We start from the raw sequence: 23,186 nt of genomic DNA, 5'->3' as shown, positions 1-23,186 counted from the left end.
CCCCGTGCTATACTTACCTCATATCAAATAAGAAGACAACTAATTACGGTAATTATCCCTCTTCCTATTTATGAGAAGAAGGTTTTTTAATATTAAAGTGCGTGTTCAAAAAGGAGGATAAAAAGAGCCGAGAAATTCGACAGCTATTTTTACCGGAATTTTTGAACAACCTCTAAAGAAAGAAGGACATCATGTATGCTAAAAACAACAGTTAAAGCGCCATTTAGGGCCGATCATGTAGGTAGTTTTCTAAGAACAGAACCGATTAAAGAAGCAAGGAAGGCTTATGTGAATGGGGAAATTGATAAAGATGCTTTAAAGGCCATAGAGGATCAAGAGATCGAGAAACTTGTACAAAACCAAATTAAAGTAGGGCTTAAATCAATAACAGATGGTGAGTTTAGACGTTCTTGGTGGCATTTAGATTTCCTATCAGGTTTAGAAGGGGTAGAACTATTTGAAACGGAATATGTAAGTAACTTCAAAGGTGCTAGAACAAGAAATAATGCGATTAAAGTGGTTAATAAAGTAGACTTTGATAATCATTATATGGTAGAACACTTTAAGTTCTTAAAAGAGGCAGTGGACAAATATGGTGATGGAAGTCAAGTTGCTAAGTTTGCCATTCCAAGTCCCAATATGTTATTCACTAGAATTCAGGGTGATGAGTATTATAACGGGAATAGAGAGCAGTTCTATAATGATACCGTAACAGCGTACCAAAAAGCCATTCAAGCTTTCTATGATGCAGGCTGCCGCTATTTACAATTAGATGATACTTCTTGGATTGACTTTGTTTCGGAAGAGCGCATAAAAGCAGTCGTTGAAAGACTTGACATGGAAGTTAGTGACATCATCGATACGAGAGTAAGTTGTTTAAATGATGCTATTGCTAAGAAACCTGATGATATGGTCATCACCATGCATATTTGTCGTGGAAACTTCAAGTCTACCTATATTACAAGTGGTGGATACGATAATATATCTGATGCGATATTTGCTAACTTAAATGTAGATGGACTCTTCCTAGAATATGATGATAACCGTTCAGGCGATTTTGAACCATTAAAAAACTTTAAACGTGATGATCAAACAGTCGTACTAGGATTGATTACATCTAAATTCCCAGAACTAGAAGATCCAGAAAGTATCAAAGATAGAATAAAAGAAGCAAGTCAATATATTCCTTTAGAAAACCTAGCATTAAGCCCGCAATGCGGATTCTCTAGCACGGAAGAAGGAAACATATTAACAGAAGAAGAACAATGGAATAAAATAAGTCACATGATTAAAATTGCTGAGAGTGTATGGGTAACAACTGAAAGTGTTTCGAACTAAATAATAGATTTGTAGCACCTCTCCCTCCTATAGTACATAGGGGAGAGAGGTATACTTAAAAAACTTATCATGCCAAATTTAATGTTGGATTATATATATATTGCTATAGTTTAAGACTATAGCAATATATAGTTTTAAACTATATGATTTGCTCCGTGCTACGCTTACTTGCATAAACAAACGATCATGCCGGCACCATCATATAGTCATTTTATTGGGGGTATATTATGAATCCTATTTCTTTCTTTGAGCAAAGTAAATTAAAACCGTTCCACATTCTGTTAGTTTTTTGGTTATTTATCATTCTGATGTTTGAAGGATATGATGTTGTAATCTACGGCGCTACCATTCCCTTCTTAAAAGAATCATGGGGGATTTCAAATATGGTAGCCGGTTCCATCGGTAGCTATACAACGATAGGCACAGCTGCTGGTGCGGTACTGTTCGGTCTCTATTCGGATCGATTTGGTCGTAGGCGTATTATTATTTTAACGACACTGCTGTTTAGTATTTTTACCATGCTTTCAGGCTTTGCACCGAATGCCATCATCTTTACGATTTGTCGCGTGATTGCCGGCTTTGGGTTTGGTGGGGTTATGCCGAATATCGCTTCACTTATTTCTGAATATGCACCATTAAAATATCGTGCTGCTATCATTTCTTTTATTTTTTGTGGCTATTCAGTTGGTGCGATGGGTGCGTCCTTCATCGGTCAAGCGTTACTGGCTGATTTCGGATGGCAACCAGTTTACTGGATTGGCGCTATTCCTTTAATTTTTATTCCATTCATGTTAAAAGCGATTCCAGAATCACTTGACTACTTGCTTAATAACAAACAACATGACCGCATTGCGATGGTTGTCGATAAAATTCAACCAAGCGCTGCTACAACACTTGATTTTACGTATAAAAAGGTAGTACAAACACAAAAATCACCCGTTAGTGCTCTTTTCACAAAAAAGTTCGCTGTTACAACGATGATGTTTTGGTTAGCCTGCTTCTGTACATTCATTTTAATGTATTCACTTAATACTTGGTTACCTACATTAATGCTGCAGGCTGGTTATAACTTATCTTCAAGCTTAATGTTTGTTGCTGTATTACAAATCGGTTCGATTGTTGGCACATTAATACTTGGTAATGTAATTCAAAAAATAGGATTTAAAAATGTGTTAATTCCACTTTATTTGGTTGGTGCCATTTCTTTAACACTAATTGGCTTTTCTACGAATCTGTATGTAGCGTACTTTTTAATTTTTCTCATCGGTGCTGCAACAGTTGGTCTGCAAAATATGTCAAATGCATTTGTTGCTGCGTATTATCCTGTCAATATTCGATCGGCAGCACTTGGAAGTACAATGGCCTTTGGTCGCATCGGCTCCATTGTGGCTCCGACTTATGTGGCGGTGTTACTGACCATGAACCTACAGCCACAATTTAACTTTATCGCCATTGGAATTGCTGCTATATTCGGTATGATCGCATTGTTATTTGTTAATGACAAACACGCCGATTATCAAACTGTCCATGAATCAGAGGTAAATAATACTAAAATAGTTCAGTCATTATAAAGCGAAAGGAGGTCGGAAAAATTCGGACCTCCTTTTTGCATTCGATTTTATCCCGAATTAACGGAAAGTCAAGACCCCCACTGATTGAAGTTTCACTTTATATGTATGCGCCAAATAACAGACTTAAAGAATTTACCAAAATTCCTGTTAAAATCATATCTAGTCACTAAGCTCAATATATGAGATTTTGTTACTTATACAATAAGTGGAGACGCTTTTTGACCTAACCAACTAATAGAGACTCGTCTGTTATTCAATCGAAGGGCGCTTTAATGAAGTAGCTAAAGTCTAATTTCTCACTTGCAACACCGAGAAATCAGGCTTTTTTATTTGGATTTCCTTAACATTTTAAATCCGCATTATCCTGACTCTACCTCTAAATAGCTTTTTATTTATTTTGATCTTTCCTAGATCCCCATTTTTCTATTTATCCCGCATTAACGGGCAGTAAGGTCCCCACCTCAAGGCTTAGAGGTGGGGACCTTACTGCCCATAATCTAGTTGCGGCTCCTAGGCCCCTCGAGGTCATAAGCTGTAATACACTGTGGCAAAGTACGCCACACCGTATTCCATCTTATGTTTGTCGGGTTCGTACTGTCGATTGATCGAAGCAAAAGCGAAGATCTTAGCGACAGTAGAACGGGACTAACAATCAGTGGGGGATGAAGAAAACCCCCACTGATTGAAGTTTCACTTTATGTAGGCTTTTTAAAGTGTTATGGAACAATCGATTGTTTTTTATCGATATATCGATTAAAATTATCGATATAATTAAAAATGGAGGGATATGATGAAAAAGCGGAGAGGGTTTGTACAATTAGCTATCTTACATTTACTCAGAGATGATTCGATGCATGGGTATCAAATCATGAAGGAATTGGAGGAGCGTTCGGATGGCCATTATTTGGCTAGTGCGGGTACAGTTTATCCCGCACTTCAAGAATTACAGAATCAGGAAATGATCGATCTGGAGTCTGAATCAGATAAAAAGGTCTATTTTATCGATAAAAAAGGGAAAGATCGTTTGGAGGAATTTGCGAAGAGTGGAAAAGGAGATTTCTGGATGGAGTGGAAAGAGTGGTCGGTGTGGCGGAATTCAACAGAATCCGTTCAGCTAAAGGAGGCTATTGATTTGTGGGAAGTCGAGATGCGAAAAGCAATGAAGGGGACAAGAATGAATGCAGAAAAATCTGTAGAATTAATTGCCTTTTTAAAAGAAATAACCGAGCGTTTAAAGAAAGAAAACAGGTAGGGAGGGGGAACTTAAATGAAGTCCTTGAGGAAATTACTTCAATATGTAAAACCCTATACACTTTTCGCCATTTTGGGGCCGTTCTTGATGTGCATTGAAGTAGCGATGGATTTGCTGCAGCCGACTATTATGCAGCATATCATTGATGTGGGAATTGCTAATCAAGACAATGCTTATGTCGTAAAGCTCGGGCTACTCATGTTATTGACCGCATTTGTAGGTTTAATAGGAGGAGCTGGCAGTTCCATTTACAGTACGAAAGCGGCTGTCCATTTTGCAACAGATATTCGTCGTGATGTGTTCAGGAAGACGGAGCAATTTTCCAATCAAAATACCGATTCATTTGGTACTGGAAAATTAATAACCATTGTGACGAATGATATTGCGGCAGTTCAGCAGGCACTCATGATGACATTGCGCGTTTTTGTACGTGGACCGTTGCTGTTTATTGGATCAGTGGTTATCGTCTGGTTTACAGCACGTGAATTGTTCCCTGTGTTATTCGTTGCCATCCCGATTTTAATTGTTTTTATCTATTACTTTTCTGCTAAATCAGGCAAATTGTTTGCAAGAGTGCAAAAAGCGATGGATCAAGTTAATACAAAACTTCAGGAAACTTTGGCAGGTATCCGCGTTATCAAAGCGTTCGATCGTCAAGAGTATGAAAAGGAAAATTTCAAAACGGTAAATGATTCGTTAATGAAGCGGAATATGTCTGCCGAGCAAGTCATTCTTACGCTTATGCCTATTATGTTGTTCGTAGTGAATATTGGTGTTGTTGCGGGTCTATGGATGGGGGCGATAAAAGTGAATGAAGGCACACTTCAAGTCGGCGTCATCTTAGCTTTCATTAATTACTTGAACATTATTATGAATGGATTAATGACGAGCAGCCATGTGTTGATGCAGATTACTCGTTCCTTTACTTCAGCAGATCGGATTCACCAGGTACTTGATACGGAAATTGATATTACTGAACCTGAAAGTCTAGCTTTTCTTCCAGCAATACGCGGTGAAATGGAATTTAAACAGGTGAATTTTAGTTATAGTAAAAATGGGGAATATGTGTTAAAAAATATTTCTTTTCAGGCTAAAGCAGGTGAGACGATTGGAATTATCGGTTCGACTGGTAGTGGGAAATCGACGCTCGTAAAATTGATTCCACGCCTATATGATCCAGATTCGGGGGCTATCCTGATCGATGGGGTCAACATAAAAGAATATCCTCTGGAAAAACTGCGAACAGCGATTGGTTTTGTTCCGCAAAAAGCCACGCTATTTTCCGGTACGATTGAGGAGAATTTACGCTTCGGCAAAGAGGAAGCAACAACGCTTGAGATGGAAAGCGTGGCTCAGTCTGCAGTTGCAAGTGAGTTTATAAACAGATTTGACCGAAAATTTGCCCATGAGCTCATGCAAGGAGCGACGAATTTGTCCGGTGGCCAAAAACAACGTCTATCGATGGCGCGTGCATTCATCCGGAAACCGAAATTTTTAATCCTAGATGACTCAACTTCGGCTATTGACGCTTTATCGGAAACAGCGGTGCAACAGGCCTTAAAACAAGATTATTCAGATACAACTGTGTTCATCATCTCTGCAAAAATTTCATCGATTATGGATGCCGACCAGATTCTCGTCGTGGATGATGGAAGGATTGAAGCAAGTGGAACACATGAAGAATTACTTGCGAAGAGCCGCGTCTATCGCGATATCTATATTACGCAAAGCGGGAAGGAGGTCCATTCCTATGAGTAAAACTTCCTCACAGCTTGTCCCGAATGTAATGGGGCGCGCCCGTGGACCAAGAGGGTTTTCCGGACCGGTTGTTAAAGCGAAGGATAAAAAAGGAACGGTCAAACGGATTTGGCGATATATGGAGATGCAAAAAGTAGCGCTGATTACAGCGATTATTTTTGTTATCTTTTCTACACTATTAGGCTTATTAGGTCCCTATTTGATTGGGGTCATCATTGATGACTACATCATTCCAAAGGATATTGGTGGGACACTTCGGCTTTTGGTATTATTAGCTTCTGTTTATACGGCTATCTCGATATTCACCTGGTTGCAAACGTTTTTGATGGTCCGCGTATCATTACAGACGATTCGGATATTACGTCAGGATTTATTTGATAAATTTCAGATATTATCCTTAAGGTTTTTCGATAAACGTACACATGGAGATTTGATGAGCCGAGTGACAAATGATATTGAGAGCTTAAATAATGCGCTCAGTCAAAGCGTTATTCAAATTTTTTCCTCCATCTTAATGGTATCAGGTGTTACGATTGCGATGTTTTCACTGAATTGGGTGCTCGCCATTGTGACGCTGTTGATCATTCCAGTGATGATCTTTACGACTAAAAAAATCATCACATACAGCGGCAGTAATTTCATCAAAAGACAGCGAGACTTGGGAGAGTTGAATGGATTTATCGAGGAGTCCATTTCAGGAAACGAAGTGATTACACTCTTTGGGGAAGAGGAAAAGACTATTGCGAAATTCTCGGTGGTTAATGAAAGACTGCGCCATTCGGCAATGGCGGCAGATACGGTATCAGGCTTTCTTGGACCGATTAATAACTTCATTAACAATGTAGGACTAGGATTAGTGATTGGGTTTGGCGCGATTATGACGGTCCAAGGGATGACATCTGTCGGGATCATTGCCGCCTTCGTCACGTATTCCCGCCAATTCTTTCGGCCTATTAACCAACTATCCAGTCTATTGAATACGTTCCAGTCCGCGATAGCTGGCGCTGAGAGGGTGTTTGAAATCATGGATGAAGCTCCAGATTTGAAGGATAAAGAGAATCCGATTGCAATCGATTCCTTTCATGGCGATGTCGAATTTTCTAATGTTCACTTTTGCTATGAGGATGAAAAGCCAATCTTGAAAAATATTAATTTTAAAGTAAGAGCAGGCGAGAAAATTGCCTTGGTAGGTCCAACTGGTTCGGGTAAAACGACCATCATCAATCTGTTAATGAGGTTCTATGACATTAATTCTGGTGAAATAAAAATCGATGGTCAGGACATTAGAGATTATAAAATCAGTAAGTTGCGCAAAAAAATTGGTATTGTGCTTCAGGATACCTTTCTATTTTCCGGGACCATCATGGAAAATATCCGTTATGGACGTTTAGAAGCAACCGATGATGAAGTCATTGCTGCGGCAAAAATGGCTTCTGCTCATGGATACATCAAGCATTTACCCGGAAAATATCAAACGTCAATCACATCTGGTGGCTCCAACATAAGTCAGGGACAACGCCAATTGCTTGCGATTGCCAGGGCCATTTTAGCAGATTCAGATATATTGATTCTTGATGAAGCAACATCTAGCATTGATACTAGAACCGAAATTGAAATCCAAGAAGGATTGAATCGCTTAACTGAGGGACGGACAAGCTTTGTAATTGCCCACCGCTTAAAAACAATTGAGAATGCCGACCGGATTTTGGTTATCCATCATGGAGAGATCATTGAATCGGGTACCCATCAGGAACTGTTGCAGGAGAAAGGCTTTTATTTCGACATGTATGATAGTCAGTTTAATATTTGAGGATGAATACTCCCGCCACTTAACTTTCTAACAAAAGTTTGAAGTGGGGGGAAGAACACCCCCACTGATTGAAGTTTCACTTTATTGTTGTATTAAAGTGTTCATTAATCTTTTGACAAGTTTCGAGAAGGGCAGTTGCTAGCTTTTCCTCATTACCATAAAAACGAGTTGCTGGGAGTGGTATAGAGACAGCACTTAGATTTTTCATACTATCAAAAACAACTGCGCCTACCGCACAAATTCCATGAATGTGCTCTTCTTTGGTAAAAGCAACACCTTCTTTACGAACTACTTCTAACTCTTTTAACAGTTCATCCCGATTCGTCATCGTTTTATCTGTGTACTTTGTTAATTGATTGGGTAGGAGCTTTTCAACCTCAGGTTTGGGTAGTGAGGCGAGTATAGCCTTTCCATTTGCCGTGCAATGTAATGGAAAAGATGCTCCGGGTTGTGAAGTCGCTTGTAGTGGATGTGAAGCGATAATTTGATCTACAAAAAGTACCTTTCCGTTATCTAAAACTGAGAGGTCGACGGTTTCATTTACTTCATTCGATAGTTGAATTAAAAATGGCCTAATTTCTTCTCTAAGGTCACTATGGACAGCAGCAGCAAGCATTGCAATCTCAGGCCCAAGACGGATACCGCCGTAAGCAGAGGCTTGTGCGACAAAATTTTCATGTTCTAGAGTTTGAACAATTCTTTGCACTGTTGATCGTGCTAATCCCACTTCTTTTGCAATCTGAGATAGGCTTAATCCTTTTGGATGATCCCTAAGAGTCCTCAGTATTTTAGCCGCCCGAGAGATAACTTGAACGTTAGATGTCTTATTTTGATCTTGTTTATCGTTACTCAAAAATATGTACTCCTTCCATCTTATCTACCCATTCAATTATATCTGAAATTTTGATCTTTCATATAGAATTTCTGTCATTGATCAAATATGTAGAAGTTACCTTTTAATTTTTTTGTATGAAGGACATGGGGACAAGGCTTCGCAACTTACTCATAAGCCAGCTACTTAGCGGGTATACTGATTTTACTTTAGAAAGCATCCACAGTTCCGGCTCCACACCGCCACCATTTACCACATGTAGCACGCTACATGTGGTAAATGGTGGCGTTTTGTATTATAACTGATGATTGCATGAAGAAAAACAATATGATTGACAAAGGTGTTATACATTCATTATACTCAAATTAACCAAATTACGATACAGATGAACCACATTGTGGTTAAAATTCATTTAGATTATTGCATACTATTAATTTGTTATCGAGACTTTTTAAACATTTAAAATTAGAGGTGGATGGATATGGGTTTGGTAAAAGTCGGCGTAATTGGAGTAGGGAATATAGGCAGCTCACATGTTCAATTACTGGATAAAGGACAAATCGAAGGGGCAACATTAACAGCCATTTGTAGTCGTAATGAAAGTCGAATTGAATGGGTGAAAAATAATACACAAGGAGATGTGCAAATTTTCCGGGATGAAGAGACCTTTTTTAGTAAATCAGGAATTGATGCCGTTCTAATTGCGACGCCCCATTACAGTCATCCAGACCTAGCAAAAACAGCCTTTGCGAATGGGATACATGTCCTCATCGAGAAACCAGCAGGGGTTTATACAAAAAATGTGCTGGAAATGAATGAAGCAGCTAAAGCTAGTGGTAAAGTATTTGGTATCATGTATAACCAAAGAGCGAATCCCCTTTATCAAAAGTTACGGGATCTTATTCGTTCAGGAGAACTTGGTGAGATTAAACGAACCAATTTGATTGTGACGGATATTTACCGTTCACAAAGTTATTATGATTCAAGTAAATGGAGAGCCACATGGAAAGGTGAAGGTGGAGGTGTTCTATTAAATCAGGCACTTCACCAATTAGATATTTGGCAGTGGACGACAGGGGATATGCCCAAACGGATTCGGGCAGTGTCTAGTGTAGGAAAGTACCATGATATTGAGGTTGAAGATGATGTAACAGCATATGTCGAATATGATAATGGGGCGACGGGTGTATTTATTACTTCAACAGGAGAAGTTCCGGGAACGAATCGCTTTGAGATCATTGGAGATCGCGGGAAAGCCGTTGTTGAAAATGAAGAACTTACCTTCTACCAATTAACACAATCAGAACGTGAATTTAATAAGACCTACAAAGGTGGTTTCGGTCAGCCAGAATGGAAGGAAATTGATGTTTCTGTAAAAAGTGAAAATGCAAATCATGTAAGGATTATTCAAAACTGGATTGATTCGATTCGTAAAGGTTTACCTTTACTTGCACCAGGTGAAGACGGGGTAAAGGCATTAGAAATTGCCAATGCCATGTACTTATCTTCTTGGTTAAATGAAACAGTAGAATTACCTGTCGACCCAAACTATTATTTTGAAAAATTACAAGAAAAAATTAGTACTTCTACATTCGAGAAAAAGAATGTAACAAACGCAACATTAGATGTAAAGGGGACTCATTAATATTTTTAACTAGTGGTTTGTTAGAATTGGAAACGAGGCTTTTGCAAATACAAAATAATCAGTTTAGAAAAATATTGGACAATATACTTTATTGTTTTGGAAATAGGAGGAATAGAGGTGAATACATCGAAATTATGGACAAAAGATTTTATCATCATGTCCGTATCCACTTTTTTTGGGAGTTTGACCTTTTATTTATTAATAACGACTTTAACCGTTTATGCGATTGAAGAATTTAACGCTTCACAAAGCATGGCGGGTCTTGCATCTAGTATATTTGTAGTGGGTGCACTAGTTTCACGTATTTTTGTTGGAAAATATATTGAGATTGTTGGACGTAAAAAGATGCTTTATGGCGGATTATTTTTATTTTTGATTATGATGTTGTTATATTTTATTGTAGAAAACATAAACGTATTATTATTTATTCGTTTTATTCATGGAGCAGCGTTTGGGGTGTTTACCACAGTTATAGCAACAGTTATCATGGATATTATTCCGAATGAACGTCGAGGAGAAGGAATAAGCTATTTTTCATTAAGTATAACCCTTGCAATGGCAGTTGGCCCCTTTCTAGGTCTTTATATCAGCGAACAAGGAAGTTTTACGATAATATTTGTAGCTTGTACACTTTTCTCTCTCATAAGTACTATTATCTTATTATTTGTGCATATCCCTGAAGGAAACATCACAAAAGAACAGCTTGATGCGATGAAAGGTTTTAAGTTGAAAGATTTTTTCGAAATAAAGGCTGTTCCTATCGCTATCATTATGGCAATTATGGGTTTTGCTTACTCAGGTATCCTGTCATTTATGACTTCTTATGCAAAAGAAATTAATTTAATGGAGGCTGCAAGTTTCTTCTTTCTTGTATATGCTGTTTTCATCTTGATTTCAAGACCATTTACTGGACGGCTATTAGATAAAAAAGGGGATAACATTGTGATGTATCCAGCGTTACTATTATTTGTGATCGGATTAGTTACTCTTAGTCAAGCCAACCAAGGATTCATTCTCCTTTTAGCAGGAGCGCTAATTGGTCTTGGATTTGGAACGATGACTTCTTGTTGTCAAGCTATTGCCATAAAGGAATCACCGCGGCACCGAGTGGGGCTTGCAACCTCGACCTTTTACGTGTTTATAGATTCAGGAGTAGGAATTGGCCCTTTTCTATTAGGGCTTATCATTCCAGTCGTTGGTTTTCGTGGCGTGTATTTAACCTTGGCAGTGGTCGTATTTGCGAGTATTTTTTTGTATTATGTACTCCATGGAAAAAGGAAACTTACGGAAAACAAGATCCTACAAGCGAGCTAGTATTTACGGGGATTTGAGGACAGTTACTTATTAAAAAACAATCTGGCCTCTTTCTTAAATAAGAAGGGTGTCATAATATATATAACAATATAACTATTAAAAGGATTGCCTTATAGAGTGGACATTTATTGTTTGGATGACCCTTAACTGGCTTTTACAAGTAGAGACATGGGGATTTATAGAAAATATAGAATGAAGATACATACGATATGGGGTGGGATTGAATATGATTAAAGGGATTAATCACGTAGGATTAAAAGTAGTAGATATGGAACGTTCATTGGATTTTTATTGTAATAAACTTGGTTTTAAGAAAGCGTTTAAATTGAATCAGCCAAATGGTGAACCGTGGATTGAATACGTGAAAGTTGCTGAAGGGTGCTTTATTGAATTATTTTACCATGGTAATGAAAGCGTTAAAGAAAGAGAAAATCATATTTGCTTCGAAGTAGAGGATATTCACGGAACAGCGGAAAATTTAAAGAAAAAAGGAGTAACACTAGCAGTAGAAATTGCCCAAGGGATGAGTTTAAACTACCAATTCTGGGTAGTAGATCCTGATGGGAATTGGATCGAGTTTATGGAGATGCATCCAGATTCATTACATATGAGAAGTTGATGAAGAAGAAAAGGAACTTAATATACTATAAAGAGAGAGGGAGTTAATAAAGTGATTAGAGTTGTTTGTAGGGCTAAATTAAAACCAGGTGTAAACATGGAGGAATATTTAGAAATTGCTAGAGAGGTTGTTTCAGAAACTAGAAAAGAAAAAGGCTGTATAATGTACACTCTTCATGAAGATATTAATGACCCGTCCATCCTAACTACGCTCGAAGAATGGGAAGATGAAGAGTCTATTAATCAACACAATAAAAGTGAACATGTTTTGAGAATGGTTCCAGAGCTTAGAAAACTTCGAGAAAGTACAGAAATCAACCTTTATAAAGCAGTAAAATAATTTTTATAATCAGTTGTTTCTATTTACAAAAGAAGGGGGGCTATTATCGTGAAATTTGAAAAAGTTCGTTGGGGCATTATTGGATGCGGTGATGTGACGGAAGTGAAAAGTGGACCAGCATTCCAAAAAAATAAAAATTCAGAGTTGGTTGCCGTTATGCGGAGAACCGGTGAACTAGCAAAAGACTATGCGCAAAGACATAATGTTCCGAAATGGTACGATGATGCCGACGCACTTATTAACGATCCAGATGTCGATGCTGTCTATATTGCAACACCACCTAGTTCGCATAAAGAATATACAATTAAAGTTGCAAAGGCTGGAAAACCTGTTTATGTAGAAAAGCCAATGGCACTCAATTTTGCTGAATGCAATGAAATGATAGCTGCTTGCAAGGAGGCTCGCGTTCCTTTATATGTTGCTTACTACCGTAGGGCGTTGCCTCGATTTGTAAAAATAAAAGAGTTGCTAGAAAATAAAGCGATTGGAGACGTTCGTTTCGTCTCAACAACACAGTATCAAAAAGCTTCAGAAGATGTGTTGGACTCACAAAATCTCCCGTGGAGGGTTCAAGCTGAATTGTCCGGAGGAGGACTATTTTTTGATTTAGCCAGTCATACGCTCGATTTATTAGATTTTTTACTGGGACCTATTAAAGATGTTCAAGGTTTTACTTCAAATCAAGCAGGCTATTATAGTGCGGAAGATATCGTTACAAGTGCCTATCGATTTGAATCTGGAATTCATGGTGTAGGAAATTGGTGTTTTTCTGCTTTTGAAGATGTGGATGTGAATGAAATCGTCGGCAGTAAAGGAAAAATTACCTTTTCCACTTTCGGAAATGAACCTATCGTTTTGACGACTGCTAGCGGAATAGAGCAATGGGATTTTGAAGCGCTGCAGCACGTTCATCAACCCCTTGTAGAAACGATTGTAGCTGACTTAACAAGAGATAGCGGTCAGTGCCCAAGTACTGGAGTGACCGGTGCGAGAACAAACTGGGTCATGGGTGAAATAAGCTAGGTAGAGAACTTTTTGATTAGAGATGGGAAAAGGAAGGGAAGATCTGAAAAAAAAGGAAGTTCACATTAAAGTTAATGATGTTCCTAAAAAGATTGGGTGCCATTTAAGCACCCAATCTTTTTAGCCCCTTGATTTTTCCAAAGTTCACAGAGCTTCTGTAAAGTTGCTCCCCCACCAGGACCGCTTCCCACAATAAGGACGTCGTAATTTGTCTTTGACATTTCTTCAAGTGACTTTGTAGGAATCCAATTATTTTTATATTTCACCACCATAGCGGTCACTCTCTTTAGAAACATTTCTTTTAAAGGTATGCTCTGCTGTTTATCAGTATGAAATATAACATTGTCATTTACTTTCTATTTTATGAAGTAGCCGAGAACACCCGTGACTTTAGTCGTGAGAGGTTCAGATAATCCTGCAATAATGTACTATAGGCCATTTAATTTTAAGATGTATAATTCTATGAAAATACCTCAAAAGGAGTTATCCTCATGGATCTTACATCATTATTATTTTACAGTTTTATTGTTACATTTACACCAGGACCTACTAACATCGTCATATTATCGACAGTGCATAATTTTGGGCCAAAAAAGGCAATGGAATATACGTATGGAGCAACGCTTGCTTTTGGTTTATTACTTGTTATTTCTGCTATGTTGAATACGGTGCTTATAACGGTCATACCAAAAATTTTAATTGGTATGCAGATTATCGGAACTATTTATATGTTATATCTTGCCTATCAAATTTATAAAATGGATACATCAGAACCAACTGACAACAAAACTGGCACTTTTATCTCTGGCTTCCTTATGCAGTTTTTAAATCCAAAGGTAGTACTATTTACGCTGACTGTCATTCCTAGCTTTGTTTTGCCTTATTATACCGACATGCCAACTGTGACAATAAGTGTTATAGTTATAACGATTATTGGATTTTTAGCATTTATTACATGGGTTCTTTTTGGTGCAATCTTCAAGCAGTTTTTACAGAAGCATAAAAAGATTGTTAATGTAATAATGGCATTATGTTTAGTTTATGCTACAATCATGATCTGGATGTAGGGTAGCGTTTTAAGAGGTGAATTAAGTGGATAAATTTATCTATAAAAAGTCGGCAGGTATTACTGCGTTGTCCGCAAGTATTACTGATTTTTCATATAAAAAGCACTCTCACAAGGAGTATGCAATAGGTGTAACATTGCGTGGTATTCAACATTATAACTTGGATGGTAGTTTACAATTATCCTATCAAAATGGTGTTATGCTTTTTAATCCAGAACAGGCACATGACGGAATGGCACATGATGAGACAGGCCTTGATTATGTGATGCTATATATTGAGCCACAATTGTTTTTAGAGGCTACTCGGAAAAAGGATATCGTACGTTTTTCCACCCCTATTGTGTATGAGTATAGGCTTAAACAAAGAATATTAAGTCTTTCTAATGCAGTTTTAAGTGAAAAAGATGAGGCTTTGTGCAGTGAATTATTCTTATCCCTCACAGATAGTCTTATTCAAACGAATTTTTCTACAGACTTTAAGATAGATAACGTTCTAATTAGAAAAGCAAAGGATATGCTTCATGCCAACTTAGAAAATGTACTGAAGCTTGACGAGATATGTAAAGAGCTTAATTTATCAAAATTTCAGTTTATCAGATTATTCAAGGCTCACACTGGAATTACACCATACCAATACTTTCTTAACTGCAAGATAGAACATGCCAAGCATTTAATAGAAAGAAATAGAGATATTTATTCTGCTGTAGCTGAATGTGGCTTTGTTGATTTAACCCATTTAAATAAACACTTTAAAAGCATATATGGAACAACAGCATTTGAATATATGTCACATTTAAATTAAGAGGGGAATAAAATTGTCTTTAAGAGTAGGCAATATTATTAGATGTTTGCGACAAAGAATCCCACTGCTTTAGCTGGAGGCCACTGAAAGAGTAATTCTTTTTAAAAATTTTGAAGATCTTCATCAATATACAGATAATAAAATAAGTTAACGACCAATATGTAGTAGGTCGTTAGCTTATTAACCTCTTTAAATGGACTTTTTCAGTGCCCTCCTTTAGCTGTGGGATTGGTCAATCTTAAAATGAGTATGATTCGCCGTCATCTGGCACTAAAACATTAGAGGAGATTCCTTTATCATTAATAAAGCTTTTTAATTCTACTCTGGATAATGTCCAATGATTGACAGCTTCCATATGGCTAGCAATAATTTTTGCGTTTGGGGCAGCCTTATACACTTCATAGACATCATCTTTCCCCATTACTAGTGAACCGCCTTCTAGGAATTGATTATCTCCAGCATTTACAACAATGATTTCTGGTTTGTGTGTTTCGATTACTTGTTGAATAGCTTCATACCAAACCGTATCTCCAGCTACATATAAAGTTTTTTCATTTGGGTGTTTGAAGACAACGCCACACACTAGACCAGCAACTTTCAGTATTTCTCCTCTTCCATGCTCGCCTTTTGTTTTAGTCAATTGGATACCCTCAAAAACTGTATCTTCATGTAAAACTTCTACATTTTGAAAACCAGCGTTTCGAATTTGAATAGCATCTTCTTCATTTTGTACAAACATTCTTATATCTTTTGGCAATACATCTTTGGCAACATCATCCCAATGGTCTACATGTAGATGCGTTACAATGACAGCATCTACATTATTAATGATATTATCAATTGATGTTGGTAAGCTAACTAAAGGATTAAATTTATCTTGTCTTAAAGAATTGGGGAAAGGCGGGTAAGTACCCTTATCTGCTAAAAATGGGTCAATTAAAAACTTTTTCCCTGCATATTCAACAACGAGTGTAGCATTTCGAATTTGTTCTATATTCATATTTATAACTCCTTTTTTTGATTTACGTATAGTTTATACTAGGACCAACTAGCAGATACATAGATAAAATCAAGTCTTTTTGCAGTTTGACTTGATAAATGAAAGGAATTGAATAAATGTTAGATAGCACAGATATGCGTATCTTAGATGAACTATCCAAGAACAGTCGAATTACCATGAAAGAATTGGGTGAGAGAGTCCATTTGACTGGACAAGCTGCTTCAGCAAGAGTTGCGAAATTAGAGGATAATGGCATTATTGAGGGTTATACAATTAAAGTGAATCAAGCCAAATTAGGATGTTTTATACATACTTTTATTACGATCATTACACATAGTACGTATCATCAACCTTATCTCTCATTTATAAAAACACAAGAACAATATATAATAAATAACTATAAAATCAGTGGGGATGGTTGTTACCTTCTCGAATGCAAGTTTCCATCTAATGAATTATTAGACCAATTTTTAGAGGACTTAAACGAGCATGCAAACTATAAATTATCGATTGTTATTAATAAATAGTGCAGTAACAAAACTGACGAATGCTTGATCTGGAGTTTGATAATCCGGGATTTTCCTCAGCAACCCATTCATCCATGTTTCGACAGCATTCAAAGTGGAGAGAACATAGTGTCAACATGCATGAAGTGGATTCCTGCCTAACACTCATGCGCTTAGACGGTAGCTTTACTGACAAATGGTAGTTTGTTATAAGATAATGGTGATGTATTTGATGGGCAAAATATTAGGGGAAAAACTCCAAAAAGAAGGAAGTGCTAAACGATGAATTTAGAAATGGTTATGCAGGAGCTTGAAGCCCTTAGCAAGGAACGAACTAAAAAAATGTACATATCCAATGGTGCGCATGAACCGCTTTTTGGCGTGGCAACAGGTGCAATGAAGCCAATAGCTAAGAAAATAAAAATAAATCAAACTTTAGCTGAAGAGCTTTATGCCACAGGGAACTACGACGCAATGTACTTTGCAGGCATTATTGCAGATCCAAAAGCCATGACTGAGTCGGATTTTGATCGTTGGATGGATGCGGCATATTTTTATATGCTGTCCGATTATGTGGTAGCAGTAACTTTAGCCGAAGCAGATATTGCACAAGAAGTTGCTGATAAATGGATCGCAAGCGGTAAAGAGTTGAGAATGTCAGCGGGCTGGAGTTGCTACTGTTGGCTTTTAGGGAATCGCTCAGACGTTGAATTTTCCGAGAGCAAGATTGCCAACATGATTGAAATTGTGAAAAATACGATTCACGATTCGCCAGAACGAACGAAATCTGCTATGAATAATTTTCTATACACTGTTGGGATTTCATATGTGCCGCTTCATGAAAAGGCGGTCGAGACTGCAAAGGTAGTAGGTCCAGTAGAAGTCAAACGGGACAAGAAAAAAAGTAGTTTCCCACATGCTTACGAAAGTATTCAAAAGGAAGTAGATAAAGGGAAGCTTGGTTTCAAACGCAAATATGTAAGATGTTAAACAGTAGCCTCGCGTCAAGAACAATATTTAAATATCGAGGGCGTTGATCCAAGATGGATGGATGCCCTTTTTTGTTGTAGTTATTTAACGATAGGAGCAGGTTCGTGTAACAAGTTATTAATGGAATAGTTTAAAGGTATAAAGCATTTCTTTATGAAACGGAAACAAGGCTCAACAATTTTCTTAAAAGTAGTTATTCTTCTTCTTATTGGCATTGCGGTACTTGCTGTGTGTGTATTTGGGTTGCCTGGGGTAGCAAGTAGAGATGCAGCAGCGCATCCCGAGACTGATTACTTGCAATATCCCTTTTTAGTATATGCATACGTACTGTGTATTCCATTTTATGTTGCGTTATATCAAGCATTTAAACTTTTAATCTACATCGATAAGAACAAGGATTTCTCGGAATTATCTGTTAGAGCTTTGATGGATATAAAGTACTGTGCAATCACAATTAGTTTCTTAATTGTAGTAGGAATTATAATATCCATAGCTATATTTTATGGCAGTGAAGATATAACAGGTATTATAATGTCGGCGCTAATAACCATTTTTGCTTCAAGTGTAATTGCAACCTTTGCGGCTGTTCTTCAAAGGCTTTTACAAGATGCTATTGATATAAAGTCAGAAAATGATTTAACAGTCTGAGGTGAAAAACATGGCAATTATAATCAATATTGATGTAATGCTGGCTAAAGGGAAAATGAGCGTTACAGAACTTTCGGAGAGGGTTGGAATAACGATGGCCAATCTTTCTATATTGAAAAATGGAAAGGCAAAAGCGATTCGATTATCAACTTTAGAGGCGATTTGTAAGTCTTTAGAATATCAGCCCGGAGATAATTTAGAATACAAGAGTAATGAAGACAATCAAGAATAATAGACAACAAATTTCTTCAAAAAATGCAGAGTTCCATGTTAAAGTGAAATAAAAAATAGGTGTTCACAATTCATCTTTGTGAACGCCTATTTTTTAACGAAGATACAAATTCTCTGTAAATAATATTACAATTATTCAGAAAGTTATATTATACTATAATAGTCCTGAATAAATGATAGCGATTACAATTTGGTGAGAGGAGACTCTTTATGTCTATTTCCAAAAGTGCATTACAGGATCCACACACAAACGGAACACATCAACAAATGGTAGGAAAGAATTCTGCTCAAAAAGCAAAAAAACCAAGTGAAATTTTGCTAATTACGGTTTTAATGTTTGGTTATTCCTTGCTTTACATGGACAAAAATATGATTTCGACAGCGATTATCCCTATTGCAGAGCAGTACAATTTCACAACAAGTCAGACAGGATTAATAATGAGTTTGTTTTTCTTAGGCTACTCCTTAATGCAAATTCCAGGTGGATGGTTAGCAGATAAAATTGGCTACAAAAAGGTATTAATTATATCTCTTTCACTGATTACTGTATTTACATTTGCATTTGGTTTTGTAGGAAGTCTTCTTTTATTTATTTTGATTCGTTTCGCAGCAGGTGTTGGACATGCGGGCTATCCATCAAGTACGTCAAAAAGTATTGCAGTGAATTTCTCGAAAGATAGGCGGACTTTTATCCAATCTCTAATATTATCTACAAGTGGAATTGGAGGAATCCTAGCTTTCCTATTTGGAGCAAGACTAATAGATTTGGACTGGCACTATGCTTATTATGTATTAGGTACATTATTTTTCATATCGTTAATATTGGTTATTTTCTTTGTGCCTAACGGTACTGCAATAGAGAAAAAGAAGGTTGAACCAAAACAAACTAGTTTTAAATCAGTCATTTTGAATCGAAATGTAATCACTCTATTTATGGTTATGGTTTTAGTCAATATGGCTTTTTACGGAAATATGTCTTGGCTGCCATCTTTCTTAAAAGCAAAATTCGCATTATCGATAAGTACAGTTGGAACGATCCTGGCTATCAACGCAGTTGGGGGAACAATCGCTTCCTTATTAGCAGGCATTTTATTGACAAAATTTTTTGCTGATAAAGAAAAAGTATTATTTTTAAGTAGTTCGATCCTTTCAGCTGCAGCGTTTGCAGGTTTGGTGCTTTCTGATTCATTGGCAGTATCTATTGGCTTGTTATATGTGCTTACATTTTTATTAACCATTATCTTTGTTGGGGTATTCTCTTGGCCACACAAAATCCTGCCTGAAAAAGTAATTGGTTCATCGGTTGGGATTATCAATACGGGTTCGACACTTGGTGGCTTTGTTGCTCCAGTGACATTTGGAGCTTTAATTTCTCTATTTGGCGGATCTTTCTCAATCGTGTTTATCAGTTTGTCAGTAGTGATGGTTATCGCCGGGTTTACTGTTCTTGCGGTTAAAACAAAATAAAGGGAGATCGATCCATTATAAAAAAAGAAAAGTGGAAATGGATATTCTAGTACTGGAAAAAGTGAGGAATATAGGTACATAAAACACGCTTTTTATTTGCTCTCGTATCAAGGTTTATAGAGTTCATTTAATTAAACTTTATTTCAAAGCTACATGTACAGATTCAAGCGTGGGACAGTATTGTAGAGAAAAAAGAACTTGTTCCATTCTAAAGAACGTAGAAAGAAATAGTATGACTAAACTATAAAAAATAAGAAGACCAGACATATTACTCCATCAAAAATGAACATTTTAATGGAATAACATTACTGGTCTTTTATCTCGGTTTAACAGGATGTAACCCCCCCCCCCCACCTCAATTTTTGTGAGAGAATCAAGAAATAAATGGGTGGGGGATAAACAGCCTGTAAATCCCCGATTGGTTCAACTAACCATCAGTGGAGGATGAACTCCCCCCACACTGATGGTTAGTTGAACCTTATAAAACTCCTTTAATTGCGATTATAAACTCATATAAGAAGTATCCCGCAAAACCTATTAAAATAAATCCAGCGATGATGGATACCCATTTTATCATCGTTCGATTCATAATTTTTCTTGTTATCGTAACGATTAATAGGAGACCAATATCATGGACTAGGATACCAGCTAATAAACCCGCCCCAACGATTAAAAAATTTGTCGGCTGAGTTATATCATAGGAATCGGCAAGTACAGCTCCAAAAACGGAAATCCAAAACACAAGATTTCCTGGTGAAATGGCTACTAGTAATCCATTACGATATGAGCTAAAAAATGATTGATTCGGTTTATCACCAATTAATGTAATATCCTGATCCGAGTTTTTGATAGAATCATAACCTAAAAATGCTAAGAAACAGGCCCCAATTAGCCACATAGGTATTTGAATGTAAGGGGTAGAAAGTATAGATGCCAATCCTAAATATAAGGAAATAATTAATAAGAGATCGACCGTCATTCCACCTAATCCTACAGCCCAACCATGTAAAAAACCCTTTTTTAGACCTTGCTTCGTCATTTCAACAGTCATTGCTCCTACAGGCATAGCAATTGCCAGACCAGCTAGAAGATACGTAAAAAATAAACTCAAAAAGAACACTTCTTTCAGATTTGATTCCTTCATACGTCCGTTTATATACATTATATTAGCATGAAAATGTAAATAAATATGCTAAAATAAGCATATTTATTCAATTTAATGTACATATACAATGCATGACCCTAATCTATTTTTAGATGGGAAATGAAGCTAGGCTTCAGATTTGTTCATTGTTTTCCTAATTCCTTTACTCATAAACGACTTTTTAAAATCGACCTTTGCAGTTAAGACACCGAATAAAACAAGAGCTGCTCCTAAATAACCCCGGGCTTGGAGTACTTCTTCTACGAAAATAAAAGCAAGGAATGCGGCAAAAATGGGTTCTAATAAAAAGATAAGCCCTCTAACTCAATCCGCTGTTAGTCATGCCATTGCTAGCCTTGAATCAGAATGGGGATTTTCTCTCCTTACTAGAGGGCGTGCAGGTGTTAATTTGACTAGTAACGGAGAGCATGTCTTGAGGTACATACGTGAAATTCCAAAATGGAATGAAGAAATGGTTCAAGAAATAGCTAATATTAATGGTCTAGAAATTGGTGTAGTACGTATTGGCCCAATTTCAAGTGTTTCGACCCAATGGTTGCCTGAAATCTTGGGCAAGTGATCCTACACACTTTAATTCGATTTGACATGTTTTATTTAATATAGAGAGGATATTTGAAATAACTAAACTTTAAAAATAAAAGCAGTATTATTTAAGTGTGTCCGGTTTTAACAGTCTTTGACCTTTCCCAAAACCAGCTAATCAAAGCATATTGGTAATTCAAGAAAAGAGTGCAATTGTAAAACAAGACAAATTTAAAAAAGTTGCTTCTTTATCGGTTTAGGGAATCAGCTTTTTTAGGTTAAAAATCTGCTTAGCGTAGAAAATAATAGATATAACCATTAAATGTTATTTTTATTGATTTATATATCACTAAATGATATATTATGTTTAATGATATATCATTTAGTGATATGTATAAGGAGGATTATGATGGCAAGAAATGATTCTTTAGAAATGGGGGAGCTTACTGACACTGCTTACTATATTTTATTGTCTTTAGTGGATGCAAATCATGGGTATCTGATAATGAAAACAATTGAAGCAATGACAGATAACCAATTTTCAATTGGACCGGCCTCTATGTATACTACGATCAAAAAGCTTTTATCTGCTAATTTAATTCAATTTTTTGATGATGGTGATGTTAAAAGAAAAACGTATATTGCAACAGAAAGGGGCATTCAACTTTTAAAAAAGGAAGTGAAGCGAAGACAAGAAATGGTCTTGCATGCAGAAGAGGTATTCAAACAAAGAGGGGAGCGCTTGTAATGAAAAAAATAAAATATGTTCCTAGTGGTGGCTTAGCGTTTTTTGAAGAGAAAGATATGAAAATGCTTTCCAAATATGCAAAAGAAGGATGGATTTTGGAAAGTTTTGCTGGGATCAGTTATAAATTAAGAAAAGGGGAGCCTAGGAACATTGAGTATTCATTGGATTATCAAAAAGAAGTAGATGATGAGTATTTTACATTTTTTGAAGAATCTGGATGGTTACATGTATGTTCTGTTGGAAATGAAATTCATTTATTTAGTGCACCTACTGGAACAAAGCCAATCTACTCAGACAAACCAACCACGATAGAAAAATATGAACGAGAAAAGAAGCAAAAGGGGAAAGCTGCTTTGCCGTTTTTAAGTACTACTGTTTTGTTCATGTTTTTTAGTGTCTTAAGCAAATATGGTTGGTTATCTGAACCTACGGGGAATTTTTTTTGGCTATTAGGAACGGTATCTTCTATTATTCTTATCTTTCCGGGACTACCGTACATTTCTTATCATTTTAAATTGAATAAATTACGGAAGGAATAA

Annotated in this window: 22 protein-coding genes and 1 pseudogene; 20 read left to right on the top strand and 3 right to left on the bottom strand. The window is 36.7% G+C overall.

Annotated features, from left to right (window positions below):
- Window positions 1-195 precede the first annotated feature (195 nt).
- The 5 genes from AC1MGI_RS00755 (at window position 196) to AC1MGI_RS00735 (ending at window position 7,729) form a co-directional block, all read left to right on the top strand.
- A complete protein-coding gene (locus AC1MGI_RS00755; RefSeq protein ID WP_480347804.1) occupies window positions 196-1,338 on the top strand; it encodes a 5-methyltetrahydropteroyltriglutamate--homocysteine S-methyltransferase in 1,143 nt (380 codons plus the stop codon).
- Window positions 1,339-1,565: 227 nt separating this feature from the next.
- Window positions 1,566-2,909, top strand: coding sequence for an MFS transporter (locus AC1MGI_RS00750; protein WP_480347803.1), 1,344 nt, complete (start codon window positions 1,566-1,568; stop codon window positions 2,907-2,909).
- Window positions 2,910-3,696: 787 nt separating this feature from the next.
- Window positions 3,697-4,161, top strand: a complete 465-nt coding sequence (locus AC1MGI_RS00745; protein WP_480347802.1) for a PadR family transcriptional regulator — start codon at window positions 3,697-3,699, stop codon at window positions 4,159-4,161.
- A gap of 15 nt (window positions 4,162-4,176) precedes the next feature.
- A complete protein-coding gene (locus AC1MGI_RS00740) occupies window positions 4,177-5,919 on the top strand; it encodes an ABC transporter ATP-binding protein (RefSeq protein ID WP_480347801.1) in 1,743 nt (580 codons plus the stop codon).
- Window positions 5,912-7,729, top strand: coding sequence for an ABC transporter ATP-binding protein (locus tag AC1MGI_RS00735; RefSeq protein WP_480347799.1), 1,818 nt, complete (start codon window positions 5,912-5,914; stop codon window positions 7,727-7,729). The genes AC1MGI_RS00740 and AC1MGI_RS00735 overlap by 8 nt, the downstream gene beginning before the upstream one ends.
- Window positions 7,730-7,805: 76 nt before the next feature.
- Here the strand turns inward: AC1MGI_RS00735 and AC1MGI_RS00730 are convergent, their stop codons facing one another.
- The gene (locus AC1MGI_RS00730) at window positions 7,806-8,582 is read right to left on the bottom strand and encodes an IclR family transcriptional regulator (RefSeq protein WP_480347797.1); all 777 of its coding nucleotides are present in this window, start codon (window positions 8,580-8,582) and stop codon (window positions 7,806-7,808) included.
- A gap of 460 nt (window positions 8,583-9,042) precedes the next feature.
- Between AC1MGI_RS00730 and AC1MGI_RS00725 the strand changes: the two genes are divergently transcribed.
- The 7 genes from AC1MGI_RS00725 to AC1MGI_RS00695 all read left to right on the top strand — a co-directional run bounded on the left by AC1MGI_RS00725 (window position 9,043) and on the right by AC1MGI_RS00695 (window position 15,370).
- Window positions 9,043-10,206: a Gfo/Idh/MocA family protein gene (locus AC1MGI_RS00725; protein WP_480347796.1), complete on the top strand. Its 1,164-nt coding sequence runs from the start codon at window positions 9,043-9,045 to the stop codon at window positions 10,204-10,206.
- Between the two features lie 117 nt (window positions 10,207-10,323).
- A complete protein-coding gene (locus AC1MGI_RS00720) occupies window positions 10,324-11,520 on the top strand; it encodes an MFS transporter (protein WP_480347794.1) in 1,197 nt (398 codons plus the stop codon).
- A gap of 226 nt (window positions 11,521-11,746) precedes the next feature.
- Window positions 11,747-12,139 (top strand): VOC family protein, encoded by a 393-nt coding sequence (locus tag AC1MGI_RS00715; RefSeq protein WP_480347793.1) that lies wholly within the window; start codon window positions 11,747-11,749, stop codon window positions 12,137-12,139.
- Between the two features lie 51 nt (window positions 12,140-12,190).
- A complete protein-coding gene (locus AC1MGI_RS00710; protein WP_480347791.1) occupies window positions 12,191-12,478 on the top strand; it encodes a putative quinol monooxygenase in 288 nt (95 codons plus the stop codon).
- 48 nt (window positions 12,479-12,526) lie between these two features.
- The gene (locus tag AC1MGI_RS00705; protein WP_480347790.1) at window positions 12,527-13,501 is read left to right on the top strand and encodes a Gfo/Idh/MocA family protein; all 975 of its coding nucleotides are present in this window, start codon (window positions 12,527-12,529) and stop codon (window positions 13,499-13,501) included.
- A 491-nt stretch (window positions 13,502-13,992) separates the two neighbouring features.
- Window positions 13,993-14,568 (top strand): LysE family translocator, encoded by a 576-nt coding sequence (locus AC1MGI_RS00700; protein WP_480347788.1) that lies wholly within the window; start codon window positions 13,993-13,995, stop codon window positions 14,566-14,568.
- 25 nt (window positions 14,569-14,593) lie between these two features.
- A complete protein-coding gene (locus AC1MGI_RS00695; RefSeq protein ID WP_480347786.1) occupies window positions 14,594-15,370 on the top strand; it encodes a helix-turn-helix domain-containing protein in 777 nt (258 codons plus the stop codon).
- A 238-nt stretch (window positions 15,371-15,608) separates the two neighbouring features.
- Here the strand turns inward: AC1MGI_RS00695 and AC1MGI_RS00690 are convergent, their stop codons facing one another.
- Window positions 15,609-16,370, bottom strand: coding sequence for an MBL fold metallo-hydrolase (locus tag AC1MGI_RS00690; protein ID WP_480347785.1), 762 nt, complete (start codon window positions 16,368-16,370; stop codon window positions 15,609-15,611).
- A 116-nt stretch (window positions 16,371-16,486) separates the two neighbouring features.
- Here AC1MGI_RS00690 and AC1MGI_RS00685 point away from each other — a divergent pair, with 116 nt between their 5' ends.
- From AC1MGI_RS00685 to AC1MGI_RS00665, 5 genes are all read left to right on the top strand, one after another.
- Window positions 16,487-16,897 carry an Lrp/AsnC family transcriptional regulator gene (locus AC1MGI_RS00685; RefSeq protein WP_480347783.1) on the top strand — a complete coding sequence of 137 codons (411 nt, stop codon included), beginning with the start codon at window positions 16,487-16,489 and terminating at the stop codon, window positions 16,895-16,897.
- 261 nt (window positions 16,898-17,158) lie between these two features.
- On the top strand, window positions 17,159-17,866 hold the full coding sequence (locus AC1MGI_RS00680) for a DNA alkylation repair protein (RefSeq protein ID WP_480347781.1): 708 nt from the start codon (window positions 17,159-17,161) through the stop codon (window positions 17,864-17,866).
- Window positions 17,867-18,019: 153 nt separating this feature from the next.
- Window positions 18,020-18,514 carry a DUF2975 domain-containing protein gene (locus AC1MGI_RS00675; RefSeq protein WP_480347780.1) on the top strand — a complete coding sequence of 165 codons (495 nt, stop codon included), beginning with the start codon at window positions 18,020-18,022 and terminating at the stop codon, window positions 18,512-18,514.
- Between the two features lie 10 nt (window positions 18,515-18,524).
- Entirely contained in the window at window positions 18,525-18,746 is a 222-nt protein-coding gene (locus AC1MGI_RS00670) for a helix-turn-helix domain-containing protein (protein WP_480347778.1), read from the top strand.
- Between the two features lie 209 nt (window positions 18,747-18,955).
- The gene (locus tag AC1MGI_RS00665) at window positions 18,956-20,212 is read left to right on the top strand and encodes an MFS transporter (protein WP_480347777.1); all 1,257 of its coding nucleotides are present in this window, start codon (window positions 18,956-18,958) and stop codon (window positions 20,210-20,212) included.
- Window positions 20,213-20,690: 478 nt separating this feature from the next.
- On the opposite strand, the gene AC1MGI_RS00660 is transcribed toward AC1MGI_RS00665, so the two are convergent.
- Entirely contained in the window at window positions 20,691-21,323 is a 633-nt protein-coding gene (locus AC1MGI_RS00660; RefSeq protein WP_480347775.1) for a LysE family translocator, read from the bottom strand.
- A gap of 325 nt (window positions 21,324-21,648) precedes the next feature.
- On the opposite strand from AC1MGI_RS00660, the pseudogene AC1MGI_RS00655 reads away from it, so the two are divergent.
- The 3 genes and pseudogenes from AC1MGI_RS00655 to AC1MGI_RS00645 form a co-directional block, all read left to right on the top strand.
- Window positions 21,649-21,927: pseudogene (locus AC1MGI_RS00655) on the top strand (LysR family transcriptional regulator); the annotation flags it as partial.
- 378 nt (window positions 21,928-22,305) lie between these two features.
- Entirely contained in the window at window positions 22,306-22,647 is a 342-nt protein-coding gene (locus tag AC1MGI_RS00650; RefSeq protein ID WP_480347773.1) for a PadR family transcriptional regulator, read from the top strand.
- Window positions 22,647-23,186 carry a DUF2812 domain-containing protein gene (locus tag AC1MGI_RS00645; RefSeq protein WP_480347771.1) on the top strand — a complete coding sequence of 180 codons (540 nt, stop codon included), beginning with the start codon at window positions 22,647-22,649 and terminating at the stop codon, window positions 23,184-23,186. Before AC1MGI_RS00650 ends, AC1MGI_RS00645 begins: the two co-directional genes overlap by 1 nt.

Source organism: Peribacillus sp. BM1 (assembly GCF_056679975.1).
This window is presented reverse-complemented; position numbering and strand designations above follow the sequence as displayed.

What these genes read in the sequence shown, in the direction of transcription:
- AC1MGI_RS00755 (WP_480347804.1), top strand. Translation starts at nt 196, where the DNA reads ATGCTAAAAACAACAGTTAAAGCGCCATTTAGGGCCGATCATGTAGGT.
- AC1MGI_RS00750 (WP_480347803.1), top strand. Translation starts at nt 1,566, where the DNA reads ATGAATCCTATTTCTTTCTTTGAGCAAAGTAAATTAAAACCGTTCCAC.
- AC1MGI_RS00745 (WP_480347802.1), top strand. Translation starts at nt 3,697, where the DNA reads ATGATGAAAAAGCGGAGAGGGTTTGTACAATTAGCTATCTTACATTTA.
- AC1MGI_RS00740 (WP_480347801.1), top strand. Translation starts at nt 4,177, where the DNA reads ATGAAGTCCTTGAGGAAATTACTTCAATATGTAAAACCCTATACACTT.
- AC1MGI_RS00735 (WP_480347799.1), top strand. Translation starts at nt 5,912, where the DNA reads ATGAGTAAAACTTCCTCACAGCTTGTCCCGAATGTAATGGGGCGCGCC.
- AC1MGI_RS00725 (WP_480347796.1), top strand. Translation starts at nt 9,043, where the DNA reads ATGGGTTTGGTAAAAGTCGGCGTAATTGGAGTAGGGAATATAGGCAGC.
- AC1MGI_RS00715 (WP_480347793.1), top strand. Translation starts at nt 11,747, where the DNA reads ATGATTAAAGGGATTAATCACGTAGGATTAAAAGTAGTAGATATGGAA.
- AC1MGI_RS00700 (WP_480347788.1), top strand. Translation starts at nt 13,993, where the DNA reads ATGGATCTTACATCATTATTATTTTACAGTTTTATTGTTACATTTACA.
- AC1MGI_RS00690 (WP_480347785.1), bottom strand. Translation starts at nt 16,370, where the DNA reads ATGAATATAGAACAAATTCGAAATGCTACACTCGTTGTTGAATATGCA.
- AC1MGI_RS00685 (WP_480347783.1), top strand. Translation starts at nt 16,487, where the DNA reads ATGTTAGATAGCACAGATATGCGTATCTTAGATGAACTATCCAAGAAC.
- AC1MGI_RS00680 (WP_480347781.1), top strand. Translation starts at nt 17,159, where the DNA reads ATGAATTTAGAAATGGTTATGCAGGAGCTTGAAGCCCTTAGCAAGGAA.
- AC1MGI_RS00675 (WP_480347780.1), top strand. Translation starts at nt 18,020, where the DNA reads ATGAAACGGAAACAAGGCTCAACAATTTTCTTAAAAGTAGTTATTCTT.
- AC1MGI_RS00670 (WP_480347778.1), top strand. Translation starts at nt 18,525, where the DNA reads ATGGCAATTATAATCAATATTGATGTAATGCTGGCTAAAGGGAAAATG.
- AC1MGI_RS00665 (WP_480347777.1), top strand. Translation starts at nt 18,956, where the DNA reads ATGTCTATTTCCAAAAGTGCATTACAGGATCCACACACAAACGGAACA.
- AC1MGI_RS00650 (WP_480347773.1), top strand. Translation starts at nt 22,306, where the DNA reads ATGATGGCAAGAAATGATTCTTTAGAAATGGGGGAGCTTACTGACACT.
- AC1MGI_RS00645 (WP_480347771.1), top strand. Translation starts at nt 22,647, where the DNA reads ATGAAAAAAATAAAATATGTTCCTAGTGGTGGCTTAGCGTTTTTTGAA.